Origin of the sequence: Psychrobacillus psychrodurans (assembly GCF_050209195.1) — a bacterium.
GTDB lineage: Bacteria > Bacillota > Bacilli > Bacillales_A > Planococcaceae > Psychrobacillus > Psychrobacillus psychrodurans.
This window is the reverse complement of record NZ_CP189791.1, coordinates 3,737,074-3,761,793: the sequence shown is the minus strand read 5'-3', so window position 1 is coordinate 3,761,793 and position 24,720 is coordinate 3,737,074. Positions and strand designations below refer to the sequence as shown.

Annotated in this window: 33 protein-coding genes; 23 read left to right on the top strand and 10 right to left on the bottom strand. The window is 35.1% G+C overall.

What is annotated here, in order from left to right; translation table 11 throughout:
• The first annotated feature begins 68 nt into the window (after window positions 1-68).
• Complete coding sequence (locus ACQCPR_RS18635) at window positions 69-701, top strand: FMN-dependent NADH-azoreductase (protein ID WP_427137777.1); 633 nt, start codon at window positions 69-71, stop codon at window positions 699-701.
• Between the two features lie 150 nt (window positions 702-851).
• The gene (locus ACQCPR_RS18630) at window positions 852-2,459 is read left to right on the top strand and encodes a thiamine pyrophosphate-binding protein (RefSeq protein WP_427137776.1); all 1,608 of its coding nucleotides are present in this window, start codon (window positions 852-854) and stop codon (window positions 2,457-2,459) included.
• A gap of 247 nt (window positions 2,460-2,706) precedes the next feature.
• Here the strand turns inward: ACQCPR_RS18630 and ACQCPR_RS18625 are convergent, their stop codons facing one another.
• Window positions 2,707-2,856 carry a hypothetical protein gene (locus ACQCPR_RS18625; protein ID WP_241598121.1) on the bottom strand — a complete coding sequence of 50 codons (150 nt, stop codon included), beginning with the start codon at window positions 2,854-2,856 and terminating at the stop codon, window positions 2,707-2,709.
• Between the two features lie 156 nt (window positions 2,857-3,012).
• Here ACQCPR_RS18625 and ACQCPR_RS18620 point away from each other — a divergent pair, with 156 nt between their 5' ends.
• Window positions 3,013-3,354: a zinc ribbon domain-containing protein YjdM gene (locus ACQCPR_RS18620; protein WP_093496261.1), complete on the top strand. Its 342-nt coding sequence runs from the start codon at window positions 3,013-3,015 to the stop codon at window positions 3,352-3,354.
• 23 nt (window positions 3,355-3,377) lie between these two features.
• Window positions 3,378-3,683 (top strand): DUF3817 domain-containing protein, encoded by a 306-nt coding sequence (locus ACQCPR_RS18615; RefSeq protein WP_093496262.1) that lies wholly within the window; start codon window positions 3,378-3,380, stop codon window positions 3,681-3,683.
• Window positions 3,684-4,013: 330 nt separating this feature from the next.
• Here the strand turns inward: ACQCPR_RS18615 and ACQCPR_RS18610 are convergent, their stop codons facing one another.
• From ACQCPR_RS18610 to ACQCPR_RS18600, 3 genes are all read right to left on the bottom strand, one after another.
• The gene (locus tag ACQCPR_RS18610; RefSeq protein WP_093496263.1) at window positions 4,014-4,466 is read right to left on the bottom strand and encodes a GNAT family N-acetyltransferase; all 453 of its coding nucleotides are present in this window, start codon (window positions 4,464-4,466) and stop codon (window positions 4,014-4,016) included.
• 34 nt (window positions 4,467-4,500) lie between these two features.
• Window positions 4,501-5,100, bottom strand: coding sequence for a GNAT family N-acetyltransferase (locus tag ACQCPR_RS18605; protein ID WP_427137775.1), 600 nt, complete (start codon window positions 5,098-5,100; stop codon window positions 4,501-4,503).
• Window positions 5,101-5,546: 446 nt separating this feature from the next.
• Window positions 5,547-5,885: a winged helix-turn-helix transcriptional regulator gene (locus ACQCPR_RS18600; RefSeq protein WP_090565842.1), complete on the bottom strand. Its 339-nt coding sequence runs from the start codon at window positions 5,883-5,885 to the stop codon at window positions 5,547-5,549.
• 107 nt (window positions 5,886-5,992) lie between these two features.
• Between ACQCPR_RS18600 and ACQCPR_RS18595 the strand changes: the two genes are divergently transcribed.
• The 4 genes from ACQCPR_RS18595 to ACQCPR_RS18580 all read left to right on the top strand — a co-directional run bounded on the left by ACQCPR_RS18595 (window position 5,993) and on the right by ACQCPR_RS18580 (window position 8,675).
• Complete coding sequence (locus ACQCPR_RS18595; protein WP_427137774.1) at window positions 5,993-6,376, top strand: RidA family protein; 384 nt, start codon at window positions 5,993-5,995, stop codon at window positions 6,374-6,376.
• 219 nt (window positions 6,377-6,595) lie between these two features.
• The gene (locus ACQCPR_RS18590; RefSeq protein WP_427137773.1) at window positions 6,596-7,165 is read left to right on the top strand and encodes a YdeI/OmpD-associated family protein; all 570 of its coding nucleotides are present in this window, start codon (window positions 6,596-6,598) and stop codon (window positions 7,163-7,165) included.
• A gap of 21 nt (window positions 7,166-7,186) precedes the next feature.
• Entirely contained in the window at window positions 7,187-8,101 is a 915-nt protein-coding gene (locus ACQCPR_RS18585) for a helix-turn-helix transcriptional regulator (protein ID WP_427137772.1), read from the top strand.
• A gap of 73 nt (window positions 8,102-8,174) precedes the next feature.
• Window positions 8,175-8,675 (top strand): DinB family protein, encoded by a 501-nt coding sequence (locus ACQCPR_RS18580; RefSeq protein WP_427137771.1) that lies wholly within the window; start codon window positions 8,175-8,177, stop codon window positions 8,673-8,675.
• Window positions 8,676-8,866: 191 nt separating this feature from the next.
• Here the strand turns inward: ACQCPR_RS18580 and ACQCPR_RS18575 are convergent, their stop codons facing one another.
• The 4 genes from ACQCPR_RS18575 to ACQCPR_RS18560 form a co-directional block, all read right to left on the bottom strand.
• Window positions 8,867-9,397 carry a GNAT family N-acetyltransferase gene (locus ACQCPR_RS18575; RefSeq protein ID WP_427137770.1) on the bottom strand — a complete coding sequence of 177 codons (531 nt, stop codon included), beginning with the start codon at window positions 9,395-9,397 and terminating at the stop codon, window positions 8,867-8,869.
• 92 nt (window positions 9,398-9,489) lie between these two features.
• Window positions 9,490-10,269 carry an ABC transporter substrate-binding protein gene (locus tag ACQCPR_RS18570; protein ID WP_427137769.1) on the bottom strand — a complete coding sequence of 260 codons (780 nt, stop codon included), beginning with the start codon at window positions 10,267-10,269 and terminating at the stop codon, window positions 9,490-9,492.
• Between the two features lie 142 nt (window positions 10,270-10,411).
• Entirely contained in the window at window positions 10,412-10,795 is a 384-nt protein-coding gene (locus tag ACQCPR_RS18565; RefSeq protein WP_427137768.1) for a potassium channel family protein, read from the bottom strand.
• A gap of 117 nt (window positions 10,796-10,912) precedes the next feature.
• A complete protein-coding gene (locus ACQCPR_RS18560; RefSeq protein ID WP_090565856.1) occupies window positions 10,913-11,458 on the bottom strand; it encodes a GNAT family N-acetyltransferase in 546 nt (181 codons plus the stop codon).
• Between the two features lie 214 nt (window positions 11,459-11,672).
• Here ACQCPR_RS18560 and ACQCPR_RS18555 point away from each other — a divergent pair, with 214 nt between their 5' ends.
• Window positions 11,673-12,221, top strand: a complete 549-nt coding sequence (locus ACQCPR_RS18555; protein ID WP_427137767.1) for a histidine phosphatase family protein — start codon at window positions 11,673-11,675, stop codon at window positions 12,219-12,221.
• A 38-nt stretch (window positions 12,222-12,259) separates the two neighbouring features.
• Here ACQCPR_RS18555 and ACQCPR_RS18550 read toward each other — a convergent pair whose 3' ends face one another.
• Window positions 12,260-12,553, bottom strand: coding sequence for a YiaA/YiaB family inner membrane protein (locus tag ACQCPR_RS18550; RefSeq protein ID WP_090565861.1), 294 nt, complete (start codon window positions 12,551-12,553; stop codon window positions 12,260-12,262).
• A 255-nt stretch (window positions 12,554-12,808) separates the two neighbouring features.
• Between ACQCPR_RS18550 and ACQCPR_RS18545 the strand changes: the two genes are divergently transcribed.
• From ACQCPR_RS18545 to clpP, 6 genes are all read left to right on the top strand, one after another.
• Window positions 12,809-13,030 (top strand): hypothetical protein, encoded by a 222-nt coding sequence (locus tag ACQCPR_RS18545; RefSeq protein ID WP_340930933.1) that lies wholly within the window; start codon window positions 12,809-12,811, stop codon window positions 13,028-13,030.
• Window positions 13,031-13,100: 70 nt separating this feature from the next.
• The gene (locus ACQCPR_RS18540; protein WP_269922706.1) at window positions 13,101-13,889 is read left to right on the top strand and encodes a GNAT family N-acetyltransferase; all 789 of its coding nucleotides are present in this window, start codon (window positions 13,101-13,103) and stop codon (window positions 13,887-13,889) included.
• 77 nt (window positions 13,890-13,966) lie between these two features.
• Window positions 13,967-14,707: a hypothetical protein gene (locus tag ACQCPR_RS18535; RefSeq protein ID WP_090565869.1), complete on the top strand. Its 741-nt coding sequence runs from the start codon at window positions 13,967-13,969 to the stop codon at window positions 14,705-14,707.
• An 18-nt stretch (window positions 14,708-14,725) separates the two neighbouring features.
• The gene (locus ACQCPR_RS18530; protein ID WP_427137766.1) at window positions 14,726-15,283 is read left to right on the top strand and encodes an isochorismatase family protein; all 558 of its coding nucleotides are present in this window, start codon (window positions 14,726-14,728) and stop codon (window positions 15,281-15,283) included.
• Window positions 15,284-15,376: 93 nt separating this feature from the next.
• Complete coding sequence (locus ACQCPR_RS18525; RefSeq protein WP_427137765.1) at window positions 15,377-16,192, top strand: sigma-70 family RNA polymerase sigma factor; 816 nt, start codon at window positions 15,377-15,379, stop codon at window positions 16,190-16,192.
• A 14-nt stretch (window positions 16,193-16,206) separates the two neighbouring features.
• A complete protein-coding gene (gene clpP, locus ACQCPR_RS18520) occupies window positions 16,207-16,782 on the top strand; it encodes an ATP-dependent Clp endopeptidase proteolytic subunit ClpP (protein WP_090565875.1) in 576 nt (191 codons plus the stop codon).
• A gap of 39 nt (window positions 16,783-16,821) precedes the next feature.
• Here the strand turns inward: clpP and ACQCPR_RS18515 are convergent, their stop codons facing one another.
• Window positions 16,822-17,517: a CPBP family intramembrane glutamic endopeptidase gene (locus ACQCPR_RS18515; protein ID WP_427137764.1), complete on the bottom strand. Its 696-nt coding sequence runs from the start codon at window positions 17,515-17,517 to the stop codon at window positions 16,822-16,824.
• 93 nt (window positions 17,518-17,610) lie between these two features.
• Between ACQCPR_RS18515 and ACQCPR_RS18510 the strand changes: the two genes are divergently transcribed.
• From ACQCPR_RS18510 to ACQCPR_RS18475, 8 genes are all read left to right on the top strand, one after another.
• Complete coding sequence (locus ACQCPR_RS18510) at window positions 17,611-18,354, top strand: MerR family transcriptional regulator (RefSeq protein WP_427137763.1); 744 nt, start codon at window positions 17,611-17,613, stop codon at window positions 18,352-18,354.
• Window positions 18,355-18,839: 485 nt separating this feature from the next.
• Entirely contained in the window at window positions 18,840-19,262 is a 423-nt protein-coding gene (locus ACQCPR_RS18505; RefSeq protein ID WP_090565880.1) for a hypothetical protein, read from the top strand.
• 40 nt (window positions 19,263-19,302) lie between these two features.
• A complete protein-coding gene (locus ACQCPR_RS18500) occupies window positions 19,303-20,082 on the top strand; it encodes a hypothetical protein (RefSeq protein WP_427137762.1) in 780 nt (259 codons plus the stop codon).
• 72 nt (window positions 20,083-20,154) lie between these two features.
• Window positions 20,155-20,928, top strand: coding sequence for a hypothetical protein (locus ACQCPR_RS18495; protein WP_427137761.1), 774 nt, complete (start codon window positions 20,155-20,157; stop codon window positions 20,926-20,928).
• Between the two features lie 61 nt (window positions 20,929-20,989).
• Window positions 20,990-21,943 (top strand): hypothetical protein, encoded by a 954-nt coding sequence (locus ACQCPR_RS18490; RefSeq protein ID WP_427137760.1) that lies wholly within the window; start codon window positions 20,990-20,992, stop codon window positions 21,941-21,943.
• A gap of 359 nt (window positions 21,944-22,302) precedes the next feature.
• Window positions 22,303-23,133 carry a hypothetical protein gene (locus tag ACQCPR_RS18485; RefSeq protein WP_340880648.1) on the top strand — a complete coding sequence of 277 codons (831 nt, stop codon included), beginning with the start codon at window positions 22,303-22,305 and terminating at the stop codon, window positions 23,131-23,133.
• Window positions 23,134-23,349: 216 nt separating this feature from the next.
• Window positions 23,350-23,769: a DUF2243 domain-containing protein gene (locus ACQCPR_RS18480; RefSeq protein ID WP_241598251.1), complete on the top strand. Its 420-nt coding sequence runs from the start codon at window positions 23,350-23,352 to the stop codon at window positions 23,767-23,769.
• A 6-nt stretch (window positions 23,770-23,775) separates the two neighbouring features.
• The gene (locus ACQCPR_RS18475; protein ID WP_090565892.1) at window positions 23,776-24,711 is read left to right on the top strand and encodes a cytochrome c oxidase assembly protein; all 936 of its coding nucleotides are present in this window, start codon (window positions 23,776-23,778) and stop codon (window positions 24,709-24,711) included.
• Window positions 24,712-24,720: the final 9 nt, after the last annotated feature.

Genomic DNA, 24,720 nt, shown 5'->3' with positions numbered 1-24,720 from the left:
ATAATTGAAAGTAGCATAATATATCTGTTATCATAACCAATGTAATAACAACATTGGAGGAATTAATCGTGAATATTTTAGTAGTTAAAGCAAACAACCGTCCTTCTGCAGAAGGTATTTCTAGCAGAATGTATGATACATTTATGGAAAATTTAGAAGGTGCAAACGTAACAACTTATGATGTGTTTGCAGAAGACATGCCTTTTATCGGACAAGATCTTTTTAATGCATTTGGTAAATTATCAGAGGGATTAGAGTTAACAGATTTAGAAGCTCGTTTAATCGCTGCTAAACAAAAAGCAATGGACGCGGTAACTGCTGCTGACGTAGTTGTATTTGCATTCCCGTTATGGAATTTAACAATTCCAGCACCGTTGCAAGTGTTTATCGACTATATTTATCAAGCTGGCTTCTCTTTCAAATATGACGAGAATGGTCAAGCAGTTCAATTATTGACTGACAAAAAAGCAGTTATCTTAAATGCTCGTGGCGGTATTTATTCTTCACCAGAAGCAGCACCAATGGAAATGGCAGTAAACTACATGAAAAATGTATTAGGTGGCGTTTTTGGTATGCAAATCGTGGATGAAGTAGTAATCGAAGGGCATAATGCTATGCCCGCACAAGCAGATGCAATCGTAGCAGAAGGCTTAGAAAAAGTTAAAGCCGCTGCTGCCAAACTATCTAAACAACTAGTATAACTATTATTAATAGACGTTCATGAAGTCTTTTACGAGACTTTATGAACGTTTTTTTTGCCCTAAGAATCTAGCTACTCTATGTTACGTTTATATTATTTGAATCAAGGGAATCACTTTGTTAAACAATACATAAAGGAGAGGTTAGTTTTTATGGGAAAAACAGTTGCTGAAGTGATATTGGATCAGTTGTCTTACTATGGAGTTAAGCGTATTTATGGTGTCACGGGAGATACAATCATTGGATTATTAGATGCATTAGCTAAGCAGGATAAGATTCAATTTATTGCAGTGAAACATGAATCAGTTGCAGCCTTTATGGCTTCTGCAGAGGCAAAGCTGACAGGAAAGCTTGCTGTTTGTACATCAACAATGGGACCGGGAGCAACAAACCTTCTTAATGGCTTAGGGGATGCCTATGCAGATAAGGCCCCAGTACTAGCGTTAACAGGTCAAGCGCCGTTAAATAAAATTGGAACCGACTTCCAACAATATGTAGATCAGCAAGAACTCTTCAAACCATTTGCTACTTATTCAGCTAATTTAGCAAGTGAAGATGCAATTGTAGAATTACTACAAAAAGCTACCCAAATTTCTTTGCAACAACGAGCGGTTACTCATTTGTCTATACCTAAGGATTTATTTGAAAAAGAAACGCAGGTGGAGGCTCGAACACTTCCAAAAGTAATTGAGGGAGCAGAGACATTCCAAAGTGAGGATTTGACAGAAGTGGCATCCCTGATGAAAACGGCAAAGTCCCCAATGATTTTAGCTGGCGCAGGTGCTTGGAAAGCCAATGAGGCAGTAATTAGCTTATCCAAGTTATGGGGAGCAGGCATTATTACAAGCTTCGGTGGGAAAGGACTTTTTGAGGAAACAACTCCGTATCTTCTCCAAGGAATTGGTGAAGGGGGAAATCCTCATGCCTCAGAAGCTTTTAAAGAGGCAGATGTTGTACTTCTTGCAGGTGTCTCCTGGTGGCCAGAAGGCTATGTTCCTGAGAAAGCTAGGATTATTCAGATTGATACACATATAGAAAGTGCTTCAAGTGGTATTCCTGTAGAAATAGCTATTAAAGGTAAAACAGAGCAAGTTATTCCACTTCTTCAAAAAGCTATTACCGGGTATGAACCGAATACCGAATGGCTTAATCGTATCGAACAAATAAAAATAAAATGGGCAAATGAAAACGAACAGGAAGGAAAAATCACCGATCATCCTCTACATCCTTCGCGTATTGTTCGAGCTATAGAGCGGTCAGTTGCAGAAGACGCCATACTAACAATAGATACTGGAGATGTGACAGTCTGGATGAATCGTAATTTCCGCCAAAGCAAGCAAACTATCCTGTTTTCTGGTTATTGGCGTTCAATGGGCTTTGGATTACCTGCAGCAATCGCAGCGAAAATGGAGAAGCCAGATAAACAAGTCATTGCTATCGTAGGAGACGGTGGTCTCGAAATGACACTTGCAGACTTGTTAACGGCGACGCGTTACAACTTAGATATTACAGTTATTGTGTTTAATAATGGTGCTTTGCAGATGGAAAGCGATAAAATACAGGCAGCAGGATTAAAGGAAGAAGGGACCGACTTAACGAATCCTGACTTTGTAAAAGTAGCAGAAGCTTGCAGTTGGACAGCTTTTGGAGTCAAAGAAGAGGGAGAGTTAGAATCTGCTATCCAGAACGCAATTAGAACAGCAGGACCAAGTTTAGTGAATGTATTAACTGCGCAAGCATTCTTTCCGGAAACGGAATAAAAAGTATTGGATTAGATTGATATGCATACAGATTAATAAATATTTTCCATATAAAAAGCGATATCTCCATTAAACATTTAATGGAGATATCGCTTTATCCCTCGAGTTACTTTAGGTTTTCGGGCCACGCGATGCGGGTCAGTCGATGTGACACTAAGTCACGAATTTAGACTGACTTACCCTCTGTAAGGTACGCCTTTAACTGAACCTTTCCATTGTATATCGATCGGTACTTCTAATTTTTGAATTAAAACATTGGAAATACATATGAGATTAAGAACCAAAGGACACCAAAGAATATTATTAAGTATGCGGCATATTTGATGAAAGTGGCACCAACCATTCCAGAATCTGTTCTTTCTTCGCGGCGCACTTCTACGCGTTTCTCTTCTTCCATTTTAGTTCACTCCTGCCGTTATAGTCTTATAGTTTAGGTACCCATAGGAAGAATATAGTAAACATCTAGACACCTACTAGGGCCAGTAAGTGGTTGAATGGAGGCAAGCAATACATTAGAATGGAGATTAATAGTGAATGGAGGAATAATAATATTATGGAAGCTTTACCAAATTGTCCGAAATGTAATTCAGAGTATACATATGAAGATGGAAGTAACTTTGTTTGTCCGGAATGTGCACACGAATGGTCGCAACAGTCAGTAGGCGATAGTAATGAGGAACAACAAATTGTAAAAGACTCTAATGGAAATGTCTTAAATGACGGGGATGCAGTAACGGTTATTAAAGACTTAAAGGTAAAGGGTAGTTCCTCTACATTGAAACAAGGTACGAAGGTAAAAAGTATCCGCTTAGTAGAAGGAGATCATAACATCGACTGTAAAATTGATGGGTTCGGTGCGATGAAACTAAAATCGGAATTTGTGAAAAAGATATAACTAAAGAATTGAGGGTGTAATATATGATTAAAACGACACTTGGACAATTAAGGATTGCCGGCATTTTAGATGGTATTTCCCTAGTAATCCTCCTATTTATAGCGATGCCATTAAAGTATTGGATGGATATACCAATGGCGGTTACAATAGCTGGCTCAGTACATGGTTTTATCTTTGTGTCGTATGTGCTTGTTATTTTATATGCACAAATTCGATTAAGATGGAATATTATTTGGTCTATGTTAGCTTTGGCAGTAGCATTTATTCCTTTTGGAAACTTTTTTTATGACTGGCAATTAAAAAAGATGGAAACGCGGTTCCAAAACTAAAAATATTCATGTCTGTAAGTCAAGAGATTCTAGTATTTTGAAGAATAAAATCTATCTAATAATCCTGCTGAACTACATTATAGAAGGGTGCTTTCCACAGGGTAAGCGGTGAGCCTACAAATCACTGTGAAAGTCTTACTACGGAACGAAAGATAAGAGCGCAACTCCGTGTGGCAACGGCTGCGACTTACATCTTGTTGGTCAGCGCTGTACCCTTCTCATGCCAACTTCAGATAACAAATTGAATAATTAAATGTACTAAGAGAAGTATTTCTTGGCTCATTTTCTACCTATCTCTTCTACTAAAGAACAAGTTAATTGAATAACACTTTAGTTTTTGAACTCCATAAAGTGACTTGAATTTAGATAAAGTTTTCCTTTTGAGAATCCAATAGAAGAATAAAATTCATCAGCCTGTTCGGAATCAGTGTGAAGCACCAAAATTTTATAATAACCTTTTGCTTCGTCAATTATCCTTTTTAACAATAGACTCCCTATACCAATTCTCCTATACTCTTTGCTGACATAAAATCTTCTCAGTCTGCCAATATGTGGTTCATTAGAAAATGGGTCTTTATTTAATCCACCAATAGCAACAAGTATATCTTCTTCGTTAAATACACCAAATAAACCTTCTCCAAAATGGTTAAAAGTATTCCTACCATTTTTATAATCTATTATTAATCTTTCTACAAAACGAAAGCCTTCACCTTTGCTTTGATTTACTAAACTATCCAAATCAACATTCAATAGATTATATATATGTTTTACCTCATATTTCATATAATTCCTCACTAATAGCGCAATTCCTGTTCAACTATTTTGTTCTCATGCTTTTTTCTATTATCAGCTGTTTTACTTTTACCCAATCATCATCGGTAATTGAGTATATAACTGCATTTCTAATATATCCGTTTTCAAGAATTCTTTCTTTCCTTAAGATACCTTCTTTAGTAGCTCCTAAGCGTTTGATAGCTTTTTGAGAACGGATATTTCTCTCATCTGTCTTAAATTGTACTCTTATCATCTTTAATTCCTCGAAACAATATTTGAGTAGTAGGTACTTACACTCCAAATTGACAAAAGTCCCTAAAAAGTTACCTGCATACCAAGTTGCTCCTATTTCACATGACTTCTGACTTAGGTTGATATCATAAATACTTGTACTTCCTATAATTTCATTTGTATCTTTTAAAACAACCACAAACGGTAATGCTGTCATTTGATTGCGAAGTAGAATTTTTTTTGACACATGTTTTTCCATTTCAGTTTCCGAATTAATTGCACCAAACATATAAGTCCAAACTTCAGGGTAGCTAATAGAAAATAAATATTTTGCATTCTCTTGTTGTAAAGGCCTGAGTATGATGCTTTCACTCTCTAAGACAGGTGGTTCAGCAAACAATAACTGACTCAAATAGGTTCCCTCCTTCATAGAACATAATTTCACTAAAATACTCTCCTTTATACTTTTATTTCAACAAATGTTATAACGATTCCTTCTTCAAAAAGGCACCTTATTTCATGAATCGTGCAAAAGTAAGTGAAACACGGTTATAACAATTATATGATTAAAATATCAATTAGGATTTTGAACTGCTAGTTTTTATTGTGTTACAAAACTACGTTGAATTTTTCAATTAATATGCTAGATAGTTAGTTGTATTCATCATTGGATTATTTGTATGTTGTTGAGGCAAGTTCATGGAGTTCATGCAATATGTCCAGATGATCATGTACTACTGAAAAGAGTTAGACTAACTAAAATTTTGGGTAAGTAAAAAAGCCCCATTAAAATAGAGCTCTCTCTTCTCATCACACTTATTAAGGGGTTAATAACTTAAACAGCTAAATAAATGGAAGTTAATTATTGCTGTTTTTTTCTCCCCATTCACATAACTGTTCCAAAACAGGTAATAGAGTAGTTGCTTTATGTGTGAGACTGTACTCAACTTTAGGAGGGATTTGAGGATACTCTTTCCGTAAAACCATCCCGTCTGCTTCCAACTCTTTAAGTTGTGAACTTAACGTTTTAAAGGTAATAGCTCCTATTATTCTTTTCATTTCATTAAAACGAACAGGTTGTTTTTCTGCTAGTAGGTAGAGGATGAGCATTTTCCATTTACCACCAATCACTGATAGTGTATATCCAAAAGGCGTTTCCTGGATATTCCCCTTTTCTTTATAATCAGCCATACTCATGTTGACACTATCCTTTCTGACAGTAGCTACCAAAAATGTGCGTACTATTTATTTGTTTCTGTTCATTTTATACTTAATTTACTTTAAAATAAAGGAGAGAAAAAGTAATGGCTAATGTTAAAACCTACAACCACAATCTTTGGGATCATGGAATTACCCAAGGATACAGCGTCAACGACACTATTTACATTTCAGGACAATTTTCCCACAATCAGGAGGGGATGTTCGTAGGCGAAGGTGACATAGAAGCACAGGCACGACAAACCCTTGAAAATCTCGACCGTGTACTGGAGGGATTTGGTGTAACGAAGTCAAACATTGCATATGTTGAACTCTATCTAACAAATCCTCAAGAGCATTTCGAGCAAGTCATTGGATTGTTTAAGGAATATATAGGAGAGCATCGTCCAGCCGGCAGCTGTATCGGCGTGACTTACTTGGCGTTCCCAGAGCAACTGATTGAGGTAAGAGCTGTCGCGCACACCGATTAAGTAAACTAAATCTTACATTAAAGGTAGCAACTTGATTGAACCGAACACCGAATAGTGTACACTTGTAGAAAAGTGGATCTATTCGGTGTTTTTGTATTTCTAAACTGTGGGCGTTAGTGAAATCAGGATAAGACCCGTAGTCATTTTGTATTTCTAATAAACTAAGCAAAACAGTTATACTTGGTACAAATATTTTGTTTAGAAAGGATGAGTATAAAAATGGAAATTAATAATTTAATTAGAGTTAAGACAAGGTCGGATTTAAGAGTTTGGTTTGAGGAAAATTCAAAAACAGAATTTTTTTGTTGGGTAATAGTAAGTATGAATGAACAATCAGAAGTCATCCAGTATTTAGATGCAGTTGAAGAAGCACTGTGTTTTGGATGGATTGATGGCATAAAGAAGAAAATATCAGATACTGAACTAGCCCAAAGGCTTTCCCCAAGAAAGCAAAAAAGTAATTGGACACAATTAAATTTAGAAAGGGTAAGGAGATTAGATAAATTAGGCTGGATGAAAGAAGAAGGACTGAGAATTCTCCCTGATATGAGACTTGAATCTTTTACTATAGATAAAGATATTGAAACTCGTTTGAAAGAAGATGACCAGTTATATGAGAACTTCATTAATTTTCCTGAACTATACAGGAGGATTAGAATTGATACAATACAAAGCAATAGAAATGAACCTGAAGTCTTTAATAAAAGATTGGATAAGTTTATTGAAAATACTAGAGAAAATAAAATGTACGGTCAATGGAATGACAATGGTCGCTTGATCAATTATTGAGGAAAGGATAGGAAAAGAGAATTGAAGTTAGAGCGTTTGATATCAATTGTATTTAAGCTATTACATAATGAAGTTTTGTCCGCATCTAGTTTAGCTAATGAATTTCAAGTATCATCGCGGACAATTTACAGAGACATCGAAGCTATTTGTGCGGCTGGAATACCAGTTGTTTCTTACCAAGGTACTAACGGTGGATTCGGTATAATAGAAGGTTATAAATTTGATAAAAGCTTACTGGGTTCTTATGACGTATTGAATCTTATAACAGTTTTAAGTAGTTTATTGAGTATTTTTGAAGACAAGGAAGTTGAACAAACGATAGATAGATTAAAACTATTAGATACAAATAGCAGCAATAAGACTTTATTGGTTGACTTGGAAAGCAATAGGACAGAACCAAACTCATTAATAGATCTAAGGAATGCTATAAATGATCAAAGGGTGATCAGCTTTGATTATGTAAGTAATAAAAATGAACTTACATCACGACAATTAGAACCTATTCACCTTCACTATAAGTTTCGTAACTGGTATTTATATGGCTATTGCAGAGAACGTCATAATTATAGAGAATTCAGAGTATCGCGTATGATGAGTATAACTCTAACGAAAGAAAATTTTCTACAAAATCATGAAATTAAAGATGAATTGTCTTATTCAAATAATAATATAGATGGGTTTGAAGATGTAGTAATCTGGGTAAATCCTAACTCCTTAGCAGAAGTACTAGACCAATTCCAGAATTCCTCAAAAGTCATTAACGGGGATGGAAGTATGACATTTACGTTTTCTGTTTATAAACCTCTAAATGCTGGGTGGCTTAAATCTATTCTTTTAAGCTTTGGAAGTGGAGCTAAAATTATAAAACCTGTGGAACTGCAATCAATTATAATAGATGAGGCAAAAAAATTAATAAAAGTTTATCAAGATGTATGACAAGCTGCTGTCATATATCTTTTTTTATAATAAAGAAGTACCAAGTTTAAAACAAAAAAGGAGTAGAGGTTAAATGCACCATGCAAACAATATGTATAATTACCATATTTGGGCTAATAAGGTGTTACTAGAAAGAATAAAAGAATTACCAAGCAATGTCCTATATGAAGAGGTTAGCAGTTCCTATCCAAATATTGCTCAAACTTTTAGTCACATCTATGTGGTAGACGTTATGTGGCTACAAGTACTTAAAGGGTTTGACATGAAAGAAGCATTAGAAGCTTCTATAGCTTTATTAGAAAAGATTAATCTATATTCTGTAGATGAATTTGTAGAGTCATTTGAAGAACTGGCATCTCAGTATGAAGAATGGATGAATAGTCAAAAAGATTTGGAACAAAAAATTAATTTGAATAATCCATGGTCAGGTGCTAGAGAAACTGCTTACTCAGAAATTTTGTATCATGTTACTAATCATGGTACTTATCACAGAGGTAACATAACAACTATGTTAAGGCAACAGGGGTACGCTTCTACAATGAATGACTTGTCTTTATATTGGTATCAGAGTTAGGTCAAACTAGCCCTATAGTTTAACAAGCTAAATACAAAAAAGTCGGTTCCTTATCGTACAGGAATACGACTTTTTGAGCTTAAACTTCCCTTAATGTACAAAATTTACGAAATGTTCGGCACTCCAGTTAGATGTCTCAAATATATATGGTCATTTAGCAATAAAAGTCCCTCGTTACTTAAAAAAATAAATCATAATTGATATTCAATCAACCAACAGTCCTGATATACTCCTTCGTGTAACTCATTCTTAGGAAGTATTTTAACTTTTTTAAAACCACATTTCTGATAGCATTTTATAGCCCTCGCATTTCTTATTTGAGGGTCCATAACTACCCGGTCAGCCTTTTTATGTTCGATTAAAAATTTAACCATTGATGTAACAAGCAATGTTCCAATCCCTCTATTCCAATACTCTACTTCACCTATAAATTGATCTGTACCATAAATATTTTCGTCAAAATACCCATATTCTTTTTTCGTTTCATCATCCAAAAGATAGAATTGAATATATCCTATTTCGTTACCATTAAATTCTACAATGCATTTAAATTCATCATCTTCGGAATCATAAAAGACTTTATTAACTTTGTCTAAATCAAAAGGATTGTCTCTGCCTTCATAAAATTCAAGAACTGACGGGTTCGAAAGCCATCTTGCTAACAGGTAATTATCCTTTTTTTCTAATTTACGAACTTTTAAATTCCCATTTTGAAACAACAAAATAATCCCCACTCTCAATTTAATAGTCTTTTTAAATTAATTCGTTTTCTTCAATGAGTTTTATACTATCCTGAAAGCTCTAGGGATTGCTATTAGTTATTCACTAATTCGGCTAAATACTCTCCAGCCACAAGCATTCTAGAGCCGTACCAAAACATTTCACCATCGACTAATATTATTTCTGTATTTGGGAGAAATGCTTGAAACTCAGCTAAATGCTTTTGGTGAAATGGGAATGGTTCAGAGGCAAGAAAAAGTTTATCCAGATTGGCATTTGTAAGCTGTTCATTTGTTACTGTAGGATATCTCGATTCTTCATTAGTAAAAGGATTTTCAAAGCCCATTACTTGTAGTACATCATTTATGTAAGTTTTACCACCAACGACCATATAAGGTTTTCGCCAAATAACATATGCAGCTTTACCGTTCTCTCTACTTTCTATAGACTGAAAAGATTTTTGACAGGCTGTTAGGAGAAGTTTTGCAGTCATTGTAGTTGCTGTAACTTCACCTAATGTAGTAATAAATCTATAAGCATTCTGTATGGATTTTACCTCTAACACAAAAACAGGTGCTATTTTTTCAAGTTCCAGTACTATTTCTTCTGTATTTTCCTCTTTTTCAGCAAAAATAAGATCCGGTTGAATCTCTTTGACTTTCTCAAAATTGATCTCTTTCGTTCCTCCAACAATCTGCACTTGGTCAACTATCCCTTTAGGGAATATACAATATTTCGTCCGGCCAACAATTTCCTTTTCTAACCCTAATGAGAAAAGTGTTTCGGTAATAGCAGGGCATATGGAAATAATACGTTTAGGCGACTTAGGGAGAACTACTTTTCTGCCAAGGTGATCTGTTAATTCGTGTGTCATCGTGTTCCTCCTTTTACTATTCCTCTATGTAATTAGTTCGTTGAAAGTAAAGAGTTCTCCTTTACATTTCAATAAAATAATATATACAAAAAGAAAAACCAAGGCATTCCACTGGAAGTCCTCGGTTTTCATGCTCATTTACTTACTTTTTCTCCCTGTACTCATTCAGTTTCTTTTGTCCCTCTGTTTTTCTCTCTTCTAAAGCTTTTGTATTGATCATTGTTTTCCCTAAAGTAAGTAGTGTTATAAACATAACTCCTGTACCTACAACCAGATAGAGCATTGTAAATATTTTACCTAAACTGGTAACAGGTGATAAGTTTGTATTTACGCCAGTTGGGATTAAACTTACAACACAAAAGTATATGGCATCTATTACACCCCAACCTTCTTTTTTCGTGTAGAAGAGTGTACCAGATAGAATGATAAGAAATAATGTAGTAAAGAGAGACAAGAACATAGGATTTTTAAAAGCTCTAACTAAAGCTTCTATAAATCTTTTTACGGTTAAAACAAAGGACAACATACTGATTTCACCTACATATTAGATTATTATTTAAGTAGTATATCAATAAATGTCCCACTCTACTTATAATAAGTTTGCGGATTCCTTATTATATTGTATTAACCGACACAATTTGGATTAATTGTTGTTTGTAAAGTTTTCCCATTCTTCTCGTAATATCCCCATACGAATCGAATCGTAGTATTTCCCGTTATAGTAACGTACCTTTCGAATACGGGCTTCCATTGTCATACCTAATTTTTCACCAACTCGAATCATCCGATGATTACCTGACCAAGTTGTATAGCCAACGCGAACAAGAGGCAGTGTTGTAAATAGGTGACTCATCCAAAGGCTAAATGCACGGGTCCCTAAACCTTTCCCCCAACTACCTGCTTCGTGAAATCCAATGCCGATTTCCAACCATTTAGAAGGCTCATGCTCCCAATAATAAGAAACAATTCCTCTTAAGACACCATCTACTTCAATTCCCCAGAAATTTTCTCGATTAATATATAAATCTGCCTTTTCCATAAAGGTATCATATGGGACAGATTTATATTCATAGTATGGGGCATCCCATTTTTTCCACTCTGGCTTTTCATCTTTGCACATTAATTCCCATAGTCTAGTTAAGTCTTCATTCTTAATAGGTCTGATTACTAATTCATTGTCTTGGTACAATTTTATTCCTCTTTTCATCCTAAAGTATTGTATGGGTTTATTGGATTGAAAAGAAAAAGTGAATTAACCTTTACTTCCCAATCACCTGTAGGACGTTTTTCATCTTAATCACTCCTCTATAGTTATTATATAAAGTATATATAATAGTTCCGAAAATTCATATATTTAACAGGAATAAAAGTAGAAATGGCGAATTAACAATAGAGGTGAGAAGATGGTTGAAAAGAAAATATACTTAATCAGACATTGTAAGGCGACAGGCCAAGATCCTTTTGCAGAGTTAACGAATGAAGGAAGAGAGGAGGCTATAAAGCTTGTTCCTATATTAGAAAAATGTGATATAGATCATATAATTTCTAGTCCATACAAAAGAGCTTTACAAACAATTAAACCCTTTTCAGAAAGTATGGGAATTCCTATTATAATAGATGACAATTTACAAGAACGAGTGTTGAGTGCGGATCCTATGGAGGATTGGTTAGAGCATCTGGAAAGAACCTTTGTAGAAAGAGATTTAACGTTTTCAGGTGGAGAGTCAAGTAATCAGGCATTAAAGCGCATACAAAAGGTCATGGACGAGGTTTTCAAAAATGACCAAATGCATCATGTAGTCATCATTTCTCATGGGAATATTTTATCCCTGCTCATTAATCACTATGTTCCGACATTCGGATTTGCCGGATGGCAACAGATGAAAAATCCAGATGTTTTCGTACTAGAGCAAGATAATGGCATTGTACATATAAACAGGATTGAACAATAAAAAATCCTGTGTATACAACAACAGGATTTAAGGCTTAGTTATGATAATTCTTTCGTGCTAGGTGGAATTCGGTTACTGCTCATTTGTCGTTCTTGTTCTTGCTCGGCGATAATGTCGTTATCTTCAGCATTATCTCGTGTAACTTTTTGTGTAAGGATGGCTCCAACTGCAACCAATATCATAACTGCAATATAATACCCTTTTTCATTTAGCTGTAAGTTATCTGCATTATAGAGGCCAATACAGAACATGAAAACCCCGGCAATTAACGTAAAATACGCCAATACCGTAAATGCCATCGTATTACGTCTGCGGTACCTTTTTTGATTCATGACAAACTCCCCTTTTAAACTCGTTTTAATAGCTATTGTATGTATTATATTTTAGCAGAAATGAATAATGATGTGAAATATTCTGAAGTATAAGATAATAATAGAGTGGATGGGTGATTATGTGTTTACATTCAAAAAAATGGTTCACGTTCTTACCTTACTGGTTATACTTTTGCTCGTTTCATGTAGTAACCACCCCCCCTTATTATTGAAGAGATGGACAGTATTACCGTCCAATGTATGGGTACAGAAGAATTGTTGGAGATAACTGATGAAAAGATGCTGAAGAAAATTATAAAGGAAATAAATAATAGTAGAAGAGAAGGTGCCGAGGAAATGGAGTTTCCAGAAGGTCACGATGTCTCACTTATAACGACCTTAGATGAAAAGTACAATATATCATTATATGAGGGTGGGAAGACGTTATTAGAAGGTTTTTATATTCACTCCAATATTCCGGATTTTTGCGACAAGTAAAGGTGAGGAAATTATGGTTCATAAATGTGATTTAAGCACTAAATTTTGTTAAACGTCACGGGGGATTAGAATGAAATTAAGCATACTCGAGCAGGCAGAAATAAAAACATTAACTTCCAGATTAAATGCCATACAATCAATCCCCGGAAATCCAATGGGGGTCCATCAATTAGTTAAGGGCACAACTCATGCTTTTGCTGTTAAACATATTCCAGGTCCAGCTTTTAATACTGTTCGAGGATTGAATGAACAGGTACTTTCACATATAGAAGAGATCTTTGGCTTCTATGAGAATCTTTCGATAAATTTTCGAGTCGAGATTGCTCCTACGAACAGTTCAGAAAAGTTATTAAGAAAACTAGCTGAACTAGGGTTTTATCAATCTGGCTTTCATGCATCTTTTATAGGAGAAGTAAAAGGCTTTAAGAGTCAGAGTATGCCATCCTCTCTAGATATTCGACCTCTAGGTAAAAATGATTTTGATTTATTTGCTTCAATTTACGTGGCTGCATTCGGACTACCTACTTTTATTCAAGAGGGGATTAAACAAAACAATGAAATTCTATTTGAAGTTCCAGGTTGGGAATTTTACATTGCTTACAAGCAAGATGTTCCGGTAGGAGTTGCGGTTTTAAATGTGCAAGAAGAGATTGCGACTTTGGCGGCAGCTGCAACTTTACCTGGTTATCGTAATATGGGAGTACATTCTGCATTGCTTAAAAAACGTGTTGAAATTGCAATTGAAAAAGGAGCAAGGTACATAACTAGTGAGGCTACATATGGAAGTGGAAGTCATCGAAATATGGAAAGAGCAGGACTAAAACTGGCCTATACAAAAGCGATATGGACCAAACTTTAAGGGGAGACATGTTTTTACGAAGGGAGTTCTATGTTATACAAGTTAAACAAGTTGGATGAGATAAAGGTGGAAGTAATATGAAAAGTATTTTAGCATTTGAGGCACCTGAAGAAGCGGCTAAATATGATATTATCACAAAAGAATTGATGGCAAAACTAAAGGGTTATCAGCATGTATTGGAGGAACATTATCAATTGACCGCTATTCCTAAAGGAGTACTTTGGACGACGGGGGAACTGGCGACTACTACCTTCTCGTCAATACCAATACCAGCATTCACGAGAGAAGATTTCATTTATATGTCCCCAATTTTAAAGGAGTGGCAAAACTTGTTGGTCTCCCAATTGGATGGTAAGGTAATACCCCATATTCAAAGTTTTTATGAGAACTTTAGTACTGACCAGTTATTTGTCATTCTGGCCCATGAACTAACGCATCATATTGATTTGTTTGTAGATGAATTTGAGGATGAACGACATGATAGTATTTGGTTTGAAGAAGGAATGTGCTTTTATTTGCCTAGAAAGTATTGTTTAACAGACGAACAATTTGAAGAAGTAACTGCTATTGAACTTGAGTTATTGACCACTTTTACAGAAGACTATGGTGATAATGACTTGAATGATTTCGGTTCAATGTCTTACCAGGGTTCACTTTCTAGTATTATGTTTGATTATTGGAGAAGTTATTTAAAAGTTAAATCACTGGTTGAAAAGGTGAATGGGGATGTCCATAAAGTATTTGAGCTATATAACGAGTGGCATGAGCAAGGAAGGTATATTTCATTAGTCCAGTATTTCGAAAATAATTTAAAATAAATAAAAAGAGGTGTTGTTATGAAACAAGCATTATTAATCATTGACGCGCAACAGGAATTAATAGAAGGGAATGACCAGGAAGGTAGTGTATTTCTAAAAGAACAGTTAATAGAAAACATCAATTTAGTAATTAAAAAAGCAATTGAGTCAGATGCTATTATCATTTTTGTAAGAGATACAGATGTGGCAGAAGGAAAAGGAGAAGGTTTCCAAGTCCACAAAGGTATTACTATACCTACAGACTCAAAGACATTCGATAAGGCTGCAACAAATTCATTTTATGAAACTGGATTAAAAGAATATTTAGAAGAACAGAAGGTTCAACATGTAGTAATTATGGGCTGCAAAACAGAGCACTGCATAGATACAGCAGTACGAACTGCAACCGTTTCACAATTAGATGTCACGTTAGTTGGAGATGGACATTCAACCACAGGTTCATCAGTTCTTACGGCAGAACAAATTATTAATCATCACAATAAAGTACTACATGGTCATTATAATGTAGATAATTTTTCAATGGTAAGAAATGCAGCGGAAGATCTATTTGACCCATTACATGATACGCATCGATAAGTGGTAGGTTTAAAAATATTTTTTATGACCGTATCTTTTTAGTCCATATTTCCGTTTATATTAGTGAAAGACAAATTTGAAGGAGGGGTAAACATGCGGCCGCTTGTTGAAAAAACTCCGTTTGAATTGAATGAGGAATTTGAGAAGGCTATTAAGCCTTTTATGCATAGTTTAAGGAAGTATTGTTTATCCCTGACGCGTACAAAGTGGGATGGAGAAGACTTAATGCAGGAGACGATAGAAAAAGCATATATAAGTTGGATGAAAACGCCGAAGGAAATGGCAAAGTCCTATTTGTTTCGTATTGCCTCCAATGCCTGGATCGATAAGCATCGTAAACGTAAAATAGAAGAAAATTTGCATCAAGATATGTCCAATTATAATTATCAAGAAGGAATTTCAGCAGAACTTTTCCCAAGAATCTATGCGTTATTACATGAACTTTCCGCAAAGCAAAGGGTGGTGGTATTACTAGTCATGGGATTTGGCTACTCCTCAAAAGAAACGGCAAATTTGCTTTCGGTCAGTGAGGGTTCTATCAAAGCTGCTCTAAACAGGGCTAGGAAAAATGCTAAGCAAAAATCCTACGAATCCTTCCGATATGATGTTGAAGACGAAACAGCTATGTCTTATTTACACGCATGGAGCAGTGGAGATCCGACTGCAGTTATTCGTGTTTATCAGAATGATCATCAACAACCATATATGCAAAGTGGAAAAATAGAACTCGCTTCCTCAAGTCACTCTATCGTCCATTCATATGTACAGGGTAATTCTTCTTATATGCTAATTTCGTTCCTCAAGAAAAATGGCGAAGTGCTAATTGTTCCGTTCTATCAATTAGAAGTAACTAGGTTATTATCTCAGCTTACTTTTTGGAAAGAAGAGGGTCTTTTAGCTATAGCGTAGAAAGGGGAAAGAAAATGTCTAACCTTATTCCATATGTTGTAGAACAAACAGGACATGGCGAGCGTTCATATGATATATATTCGAGATTATTGAAAGATCGTATTATTTTCCTTGGCTCGGAAATCAATGACGTTGTTGCTAATAATATCGTAGCGCAACTATTATTTTTAGAAGCAGATGATCCGGAGAAGGATATTTCTTTGTACATCAATAGTCCAGGAGGCTCAGTAAGTTCTGGATTTGCAATTTATGATACAATGCAGATCATTAAACCAGATGTACGTACGATTTGTACGGGAATGGCTGCTTCATTTGGTGCGACAATATTAGTTGCGGGTGCAAAAGGAAAACGTTTTGCTTTACCGAACAGTGAGATTATGATTCATCAACCTCTTGGCGGAGCGCAAGGTCAGGCAAGTGATATTGAAATCAGTGCTAGACGTATTCTGTTGATGAAAGATAGAATTAACCGAATCTTTTCAGACCGAACAGGTCAGTCCATTGAAAAAATAGCCAAAGACTCTGACCGTGATTATTTTATGACAGCTGAAGAAGCGATGAGTTATGGCATTATTGATCAAATCGTATAACGATATAAAACTCCTCACCTTATTTGGTGAGGAGTTTTATTAACTTAGAGCAGTTAATACCACAGCAATGCCATTAAAGACGCCATGTATAATCATGCCAGGATATATGGATCCGGTTTTTTCATAAGTCCATGAAAATATAACACCCGTAAGAAAATTGACTGGCAATGTATTATAGGAAGGAATATGAACAAGCATGAAAACGGAAGAACTAAGTAATATCCCAGCTGGCACTCCCAACTTAACTCTAAACCATCTATAAAGAAAGCCGCGATAGAAAATCTCCTCATAAATAGGAGAAATGATAGCAGCTGATACGAAAGCGAATAGAAATGACAAGATTCCCATATTACTTTGTAGGCTTTGTGTCTTTGTATTTTCTGAAGTCCCTCCAAGGAGTTCCATTAATATAACTATTATTAGACTAGTTCCTATTAAAAAAACTGTCCAAGTTATAATAGACTTCCAATAGGATGTTTGGAATGAGTTGAATCCGACAGCTCGCCATGAAAGGTTATATGGTCTCAAAGCGATGACATAAACTCCTCCTGTGAAAAGAATAGACATTACGAGTCCTGTTAATGTGCCTGAATAAAGGCTATCCTCCAAAAATACATACAAAACATCCTGTAATAGGTTCTCAATAACTATAGGAACAAATAAAAAAGTTACCAATAACAGCAGTATAAGTTCACTCCAAGACCAAAACATTGTTTTGAACGAAAATTCTTTCATTTTGTAATTCCTCCAATAACGAAATATGTTATTTTTAGAATAAGTGGTGACGTAACGTTACCTGCAAGACATTTTATATGGAGGGGATGAATTTTGGTTTACTACACTACAGGAGAGGTATCAAAAAAACTTCATATCTCTGTCCGTACTATTCGTTATTACGATCAAATCAATTTACTTAAACCAACAATGATTCATGAAAGTGGTAAAAGGCTTTATTCGGAAGAGGATCTCTTATCGCTTGAAAAGATAGCCTTGCTAAAAGCGGCTTCGCTTCCGCTAAAGGATATACAGCAGATCGTGGAAAGAGTCTCTATTGCAGACATACTTAAAATGCACCGAGAACGACTCAATGTAGATATGCAGCAATTACAGAAATCTATTGATCATACAAACACCTTACTTAACATAGTCCAGCTCGAAGGGATGCTAAAGTGGGAAGAATTAGTACCGCTTTTCCAACAACATAAAAAGTATAGTAAGGAAGATGTATGGAAGGAAATATTTACTGAAGAGGAAAGAACAACCTTAACAGCTAGTCTGCCAAAATTAGAACAGGATGCAGATAACATTGTGAAATGGATCAATCTTATAAAACGAATCGAACTATGTTTGACTGAAGGGAAATCACCAAATTCTCCGGAAGGAAAAATTATTGCGGAAGATATCCGTATTTTATCCAGTATTACATTCGCTAATGAAGACTTAGCTGATAAATTCTGGGAAGTTCGGAAATCTGAAGATACATCCGAAGCGTTAGGTCTCTATCCCGTTAGTCAGGAAATAATTGAGTTTATAGAAGAAGCGGTGGAAGGAATAGCTAGTGTGCAACAATAAGGGGATAGATAAGTGCTAGCTATTCAAAATCGATATTTACTAATTCTCTAAATGCTCCTCGTCACTCAGAGGATGAAACTAAAAATGATATAAAAGAAGCGACATGGATATAGGTATAAGGAAACACGCACAAGTATTTGTGTGTGTTTTTTTATTTTATTTTAAGCAATTAGTCTCAATCATTGAGATATTTTGAAGAAAAAAAGTGCTTATATGTAACTTTATGCCTCTAAAATAAGTCGCAAGGAAAGAATTTATGACTTTGTTTGTAGAAAAAATAGAGGTTATGAGGAATCCGTTACCCGCAAATTTAGCAAAAGTATAATTATGTTAATCTTCTGTCACTAACTGATTAACTGTTAAGGATGAGTGGAAGTAAAAAATAAACTATATAACTAAAAGGAGGTTATTATTTCTAAAATACTAGTTATAAAAGAATGGGTATATGGATAGAATGGTTGGGGCGAGTAAAAGGGGTGTAAACAATGAAAAAAGTTATAGGAACTATTTTGATATTTCTTGTTCTACTAGGATCCAGCACCATTTATGCCAGTGGTTTGCCACAAATTTCCCTTTCCAAATGGTATGGTCAATCATTTCAAGAGGAGAGTGAGGCATTTGAAGTTGTAACATCAAAAAGTATTAAAGAGATTCTAATGGAAATGAAATTATTTCTAACGACAACAAATGAAAAACTTGATGTTGATGTTTCAACTTTTTTAGACACTCAGTTAGAAGCAACAAACTCCAATTTGGAGGGATTTTCAAATGAAACTAAAAGTAGTCTTGCTGAATCAATAAAAGATTTAGAAAAGGTTAGCTTTGATGAGTATATGGATGAAGAACTCATAAAAGAAGAAGTCGAACAAGAGGTTGAAGGACTATTAGCAGATGTATTAAGCAAATAAACACTTATCTAAAAACTACAGTGCCAAGGGAGATATTTCATTGAAAAGAACAGTTAAACGTAAACTAATCGCAGGAGCAGTGGTAGTAGGACTAATATCGACTACAGGAGTTGCATTTGGAGCAACGGATGCTGGCGCTGGTTTAAAAGGTTGGTATGACTCACAATTTAAAAAGGCAAATACTGAGGTAGCTATTGAATCAGCAAAACATACTACCCAAAAATTGCTCGAATTTAACAATGATACAAAAGAATTAAAAACAGGTGCTACTGAAAGTATTAATGGGACAAGGGATACTGAAACAGAAGCTGCAAAAAGTTCCATTCATCAGGAAAGTAGAGATTATATAAATTCAGTTAATAGTAAAAAAGCTGAAATTCAAAATAACATCGACAATCAATTTAAGAAAATTGAGGATGATGCGAATAAGGCAATATTAGCAGCTAGCAAATTAACTTATAGTTTAGCCGAATTGGATTTAAAAACACAAACAAGTAAGGAAGGCAAAGCTGCTCTTGCGTTTTTAAATACAGAAATTGAAAAAGAAACCAACAAAGCACTTAGTGACTTGGAGTGGGAGATTCGTACAACGAAGGGTTTCTTGCAGGATTTGCTAAATAAAAAAAGTAGTGCCTCAATCGAATCCATTAATAAAACAGTGGACAATGAGATTGCTAGACTACTCAACTTAATTACGAAGAAAACTGGAGAATTAGTAACTGCACAACAGACTGCAATTTCGTCAAAAGCTGCAGAATTAGAAGCAGCTGCTAAATTAAAGTTAGAAGAACGAGTAAATGCATTAATAAATGAAAAATAAAATGAACATATTTGATAATTGTAAGATGGACTAATTCATACAAAATTATAAAATCAAAGGGAGATAGTTAATATGATGAAAACAGTTAAAGGTAAAGTAATTGCAGGAACAGTAGCAGTAACACTATTTGCAGGGGCGGGTGCAGCATTTGGAGCATCTGATGCAGGCTTAAACTTAAAAAATTGGTATAAGGCTCAATTTACTAATTCTTCGAATGAAGTAAATAAACAAGTAGCGGAATATGCAGGAAGTAAAGTAGAAGAAATTACAACAGAATATAACACTATTAAATCAGAAGCTGGAGATAGTATTAATGAAAAAGGAGAATTTGTCGCAGGCGTAGCAAGTGATAATATCGATGAACGTAGCCGTGAGCATATTGATTCTATTAAAGATGAAAAAGCTCATATTGAAACCTACCTAGCAGGTCAATTTGATTCGCTTTCAACGTTTACGCAAGGTTTAATAAATGAGGCAGGTAAAGAGGCATTAAAGTATGCAGACAAAGATTTAACTAAATATACTGGAGATACTGGAAAAGCGGCTGTTGAAAAAGTAAATACAGACGTTAAAGCGGCGACTGCAGTGGCGGTGAAAGATTTAAAGGATACAATCGATTGGGCTAAGACTGATCTTCAAGCAAAACTTGATAAAGAAACAGATTTAACAGTAGCAGAAATCAAAGCCATGATTGATGCAAAAATTGTTGAACTACGTGGGGAAATTACGAAGAAAACAAATGCATTAGTTAAAGAGCAAGAAAGAATTATTACAATGGCAGCTAAAGATTTACAAATAGCTGGATTGAAAGAACTTGATGATTTAGTAAGTGGCATGAACAATTAATTAAAATTAATAAGGACCTCTTACTTTAGAGGTTCTTATTCTTCTAATTGGAGGAATATAAATGCTAAGTAGAATTGAGAAATACAAAAAGAAAAGACAAATTAAAAAAGCGACAATAATTATTGCTTTACTAATTATACTTTTGGGGCTCTCAGGTGGTGTAGAAAATGCTTTAGCAGATCAAGATATTCAAAGTTTACTGAACAATTGGTTTAACAACAAGAAGGTGGAATCCGTTCAGGAAATAGAAGGGGCGGTCTCATCAGAAAGAGATCGTTTAATGCAGGATCTTGAGGTGGAACTACAAAGAGAAATGCAAGCTGCTGAAAATCAGCTGAATAGCTTTACAGCATCTCAAAAACAAACTCGTCTTGCGGCGTTACAAGAATATGCTAATAACATAAAAGCAGGAATGACCATTGATAATAGTGAACAACAAGCTGCAATTATGAAAAACATAGATATTATTTTAGAGAATGCAAAAGCACAGCTGGATGGTCAACAAGCTCAGTTAAATTTAGTGGCAATTCCCAATCCTGAGGCAAATCCTATACCTAATCCAGTTGTGGTTCCAGAAACAATCCCTGTCCCTGAATTAGAAACACCCCAAACACCTGATACAGAAGTGATTTCCGAAACAGAAAAAGCTCCTGAAAAGGAAGTTAAGGCTTCTTCCCCATCAGTAAAAGAAGAACCTGTTGGTCTCCCTCCTGTCGAGGTAGATATTTACTCGGTTACAGATTGGTTTGTTCTACCGAATACTTCGAATGTACAAATAGAAGAACTGACAATCACGGATGACGTATTTTCTATTAATACCTCTTTTTCGGATATTTTGATGAACTCCCAGGCGCGAGGAATCTTTAATAGTATTTTACCAGGACTAGAAAAACATCCGCAGTTTAATCTAATTCAATATAAAACAATTGAAGAGATGTCGCGTATTGCACCAGGACATTTTACAGAATCAGTTTTATATCTATTAAATAAATCATTAAGCACTGTAAAAAAATAAAAAATACCAGGTAATTCAACAACTAACATTGTTGAATTACCTGGTATTTACTTTTTCGGGGTAAAAATATTTACTTTATGGAGTAAACTAATTGATTTTTAGCGTAATTTAAATTACTATTAAAAGTAATAAGGAGGGGTGTTATGGAAGATATAAGATTGAATGTTGCTTTACTGAGAAGGAAGGTTCCCAATTTGACGACCGCGGCGAAATCAATAGGGATTAGACCTGCAACCGTTTCGAATTTATGTACCGGGAAGATTGATTTGGGAAAGGCGGAGATAAGGACCCTTGTAGGTCTAGCTTCTTTGGCAAATTGTAAGGTAGATGATCTAATCATACGGGGGGAGAAGTTGGATATGATAGAAACAAAAATCAAAGCATTAGATTTTTTTGCTCCATTAGTAAAAGAGGGGACAACTGGTTTAGTTGCAAGACCTGGAATGGGGCAGTTAGTTATTCTTGCAGAACTTTTGCACAGATTTAAAGACGGTGATTATTCTACGGTTTTTTTATTGCCTAAAACTCGACAAGATGAACTTGAAACAGAGGGTATAACTGAATTAGCAAATTATTTAACTGAATCCATAGAAGAAACATTTTTGAAGTTATCCGAAATTTCTGGGGATATCCTGTTAATAACAGATAATAGTTATGTGGTGTCGGGACAGTTATTAGATTTGCAAGAAAAAATGATCAAAGAAGGAATTAAAAACGTCACCACAATACTATTAGACCTTTCTGGGGAAGTGGTCGATGAGGATATTCCTTTTGGACCTTTAGAAACAGTGTGGCAATTGGATGCAGACCTTGCAGCACGTCACCTTTATCCTGCAGTTCAACCAATTATTTCTACTTCTTCACTTGTGGAAGGAGTGGACGTAGATCAGCGTCACTTTAATTTAAGGCAAAGAGCACAGAAATTACTTAGACGTTATAAAGAACTGCGTTCGTTAGTTGTTGTCCATGGTTTAGACAAAATTAGAAGTAATGAATTAGAAACTTTCAATCGTGGAGAACGACTAGAGGCGTATTTTACGCAACCCTTTTATGTTGCAGAGTCCTTTACAGGTCAAGTTGGGCACGAAGTTTCCCTGTCTCAAACATTGCAAGATGTCGAATATATTCTAGATGGTAAGGCTGATGAACAATCAGTAGATAACCTGAAATATATTGGAAGTCTAGTATAAGCTATATCGAAGAAAAGCAACTGAAGCTATTTCGGTTGCTTTTTTACTTAGTATTTTTGTTGACTATTATTATTTCTATATTCCTACCCTTCTGTTTAAATCCTTTCTGAAAAGGAGAAACTTAGTTAAAAAAGGGTGTTAAACATGACTACTTCTGTAAAAACTTCTTCCATTCATAAACAAAATCCAAATAAAAGAGTATATGCCAAACAGAATATGTGGACAGGTATTTTGTTTGGACTGGGAATTGTAGCATTTATAGATGAAGTAGTTTTTCATCAGCTTCTTCATTGGCACCATTTTTACGATAAATCTACTACGGATATTGGACTAGTGTCAGATGGGCTTTTTCATGCCTTTAGCTTCATAGCTACGATAGGGGCATCCTTTTTACTTGCAGATCTTCATAGGCGGCATGCTTTTTGGTTAAAGAGATGGGTAGGGGGAATCCTTCTAGGTGCAGGTGTTTTTCAACTGTACGATGGAATTATCCAACATAAGTGGATGGGTTTACATCAAATTCGTTATGGGGTAGATATCCTTCCTTATGATTTAGTATGGAATATTTTAGCTGCTTTAATGATTATTTTGGGGTTTATTTTAATATATCAGACAAGCCATGAAAGGAAGGTCTGAGTATAAGTGCATACTCACGAACAGTATTCAGCGACTAGTCTCCAGTTTTTTTTAGCAATTCCTTTTATACTGTTATTTGTTTTTTATATTGTGGCGGTAGGTCTATCCAATCGAAAGAAAAAAACATGGTCAGTGTTCCGGTTAGTAGCATGGAGCTTTGGAGTACTGTGTGCATTGCTCGCAATAATTGGTCCAATTGCAGATTTAGGACACATGAATTTTTCTGTTCATATGATTGGTCATGTATTACTTGGCATGTTGGCGCCGCTTTTAATGGCGTTAGGTGCTCCGATAAAGCTTCTGCTGCGTACGATTAGTGTATATACAGCACGAAAACTAACTACAATTTTACGACACAATAGTTTTCTTCATTTCGTTCAACATCCTATTATTGCTTCTTTACTAAATATTGGTAGCTTATGGGTTCTTTACACAACTGACTTGTTTCTAATGATGCACGAAAATATGCTTCTTTATGTAATTATTCATGTACATATTTTTCTAGCTGGATATGTATTTGCAGTTTCAATTATTTATGTTGATCTGGTGATTATAAGAAAAAGTTATTTATATCGTACGGTCGTCTTTCTTTTTGCATTAGCAGGTCATTCCGTCTTAGCTAAATATATTTATGCGAATCCGCCAAGTGGAGTTCCAAAAGATCAAGCGGAATTCGGTAGCATGATTATGTACTACGGTGGGGATACTGTGGAGGTAGGGCTAATTTCAATACTGTTTTATCAGTGGTACAAAAAAAGTCGCCCTATACTCAATAATGGAAAGGATGGGTTTGCTATAAGTACTAAAAAATTTACAGTTGCAGGAACAGATATTGAGGAAGTTAAAAGATTAAATGCAAATGCAGGCATGAGTTATCGTGAAATAAATGAGTGGTTTGCAAAAAAACAATCTAAGGCTAGCACAGTAACTAAAAAAAGATAAATCGAGAGG

Excerpts from the sequence above, each read along its gene's own strand:
- ACQCPR_RS18630 (WP_427137776.1), top strand. The coding sequence starts at position 852 with ATGGGAAAAACAGTTGCTGAAGTGATATTGGATCAGTTGTCTTACTAT.
- ACQCPR_RS18625 (WP_241598121.1), bottom strand. The coding sequence starts at position 2,856 with ATGGAAGAAGAGAAACGCGTAGAAGTGCGCCGCGAAGAAAGAACAGAT.
- ACQCPR_RS18620 (WP_093496261.1), top strand. The coding sequence starts at position 3,013 with ATGGAAGCTTTACCAAATTGTCCGAAATGTAATTCAGAGTATACATAT.
- ACQCPR_RS18615 (WP_093496262.1), top strand. The coding sequence starts at position 3,378 with ATGATTAAAACGACACTTGGACAATTAAGGATTGCCGGCATTTTAGAT.
- ACQCPR_RS18610 (WP_093496263.1), bottom strand. The coding sequence starts at position 4,466 with ATGAAATATGAGGTAAAACATATATATAATCTATTGAATGTTGATTTG.
- ACQCPR_RS18600 (WP_090565842.1), bottom strand. The coding sequence starts at position 5,885 with ATGAGTATGGCTGATTATAAAGAAAAGGGGAATATCCAGGAAACGCCT.
- ACQCPR_RS18595 (WP_427137774.1), top strand. The coding sequence starts at position 5,993 with ATGGCTAATGTTAAAACCTACAACCACAATCTTTGGGATCATGGAATT.
- ACQCPR_RS18590 (WP_427137773.1), top strand. The coding sequence starts at position 6,596 with ATGGAAATTAATAATTTAATTAGAGTTAAGACAAGGTCGGATTTAAGA.
- ACQCPR_RS18580 (WP_427137771.1), top strand. The coding sequence starts at position 8,175 with ATGCACCATGCAAACAATATGTATAATTACCATATTTGGGCTAATAAG.
- ACQCPR_RS18570 (WP_427137769.1), bottom strand. The coding sequence starts at position 10,269 with ATGACACACGAATTAACAGATCACCTTGGCAGAAAAGTAGTTCTCCCT.
- ACQCPR_RS18565 (WP_427137768.1), bottom strand. The coding sequence starts at position 10,795 with ATGTTGTCCTTTGTTTTAACCGTAAAAAGATTTATAGAAGCTTTAGTT.
- ACQCPR_RS18555 (WP_427137767.1), top strand. The coding sequence starts at position 11,673 with ATGGTTGAAAAGAAAATATACTTAATCAGACATTGTAAGGCGACAGGC.
- ACQCPR_RS18550 (WP_090565861.1), bottom strand. The coding sequence starts at position 12,553 with ATGAATCAAAAAAGGTACCGCAGACGTAATACGATGGCATTTACGGTA.
- ACQCPR_RS18540 (WP_269922706.1), top strand. The coding sequence starts at position 13,101 with ATGAAATTAAGCATACTCGAGCAGGCAGAAATAAAAACATTAACTTCC.
- ACQCPR_RS18535 (WP_090565869.1), top strand. The coding sequence starts at position 13,967 with ATGAAAAGTATTTTAGCATTTGAGGCACCTGAAGAAGCGGCTAAATAT.
- ACQCPR_RS18530 (WP_427137766.1), top strand. The coding sequence starts at position 14,726 with ATGAAACAAGCATTATTAATCATTGACGCGCAACAGGAATTAATAGAA.
- ACQCPR_RS18525 (WP_427137765.1), top strand. The coding sequence starts at position 15,377 with ATGCGGCCGCTTGTTGAAAAAACTCCGTTTGAATTGAATGAGGAATTT.
- clpP (WP_090565875.1), top strand. The coding sequence starts at position 16,207 with ATGTCTAACCTTATTCCATATGTTGTAGAACAAACAGGACATGGCGAG.
- ACQCPR_RS18515 (WP_427137764.1), bottom strand. The coding sequence starts at position 17,517 with ATGAAAGAATTTTCGTTCAAAACAATGTTTTGGTCTTGGAGTGAACTT.
- ACQCPR_RS18505 (WP_090565880.1), top strand. The coding sequence starts at position 18,840 with ATGAAAAAAGTTATAGGAACTATTTTGATATTTCTTGTTCTACTAGGA.
- ACQCPR_RS18495 (WP_427137761.1), top strand. The coding sequence starts at position 20,155 with ATGATGAAAACAGTTAAAGGTAAAGTAATTGCAGGAACAGTAGCAGTA.
- ACQCPR_RS18490 (WP_427137760.1), top strand. The coding sequence starts at position 20,990 with ATGCTAAGTAGAATTGAGAAATACAAAAAGAAAAGACAAATTAAAAAA.
- ACQCPR_RS18485 (WP_340880648.1), top strand. The coding sequence starts at position 22,303 with ATGATAGAAACAAAAATCAAAGCATTAGATTTTTTTGCTCCATTAGTA.
- ACQCPR_RS18480 (WP_241598251.1), top strand. The coding sequence starts at position 23,350 with ATGTGGACAGGTATTTTGTTTGGACTGGGAATTGTAGCATTTATAGAT.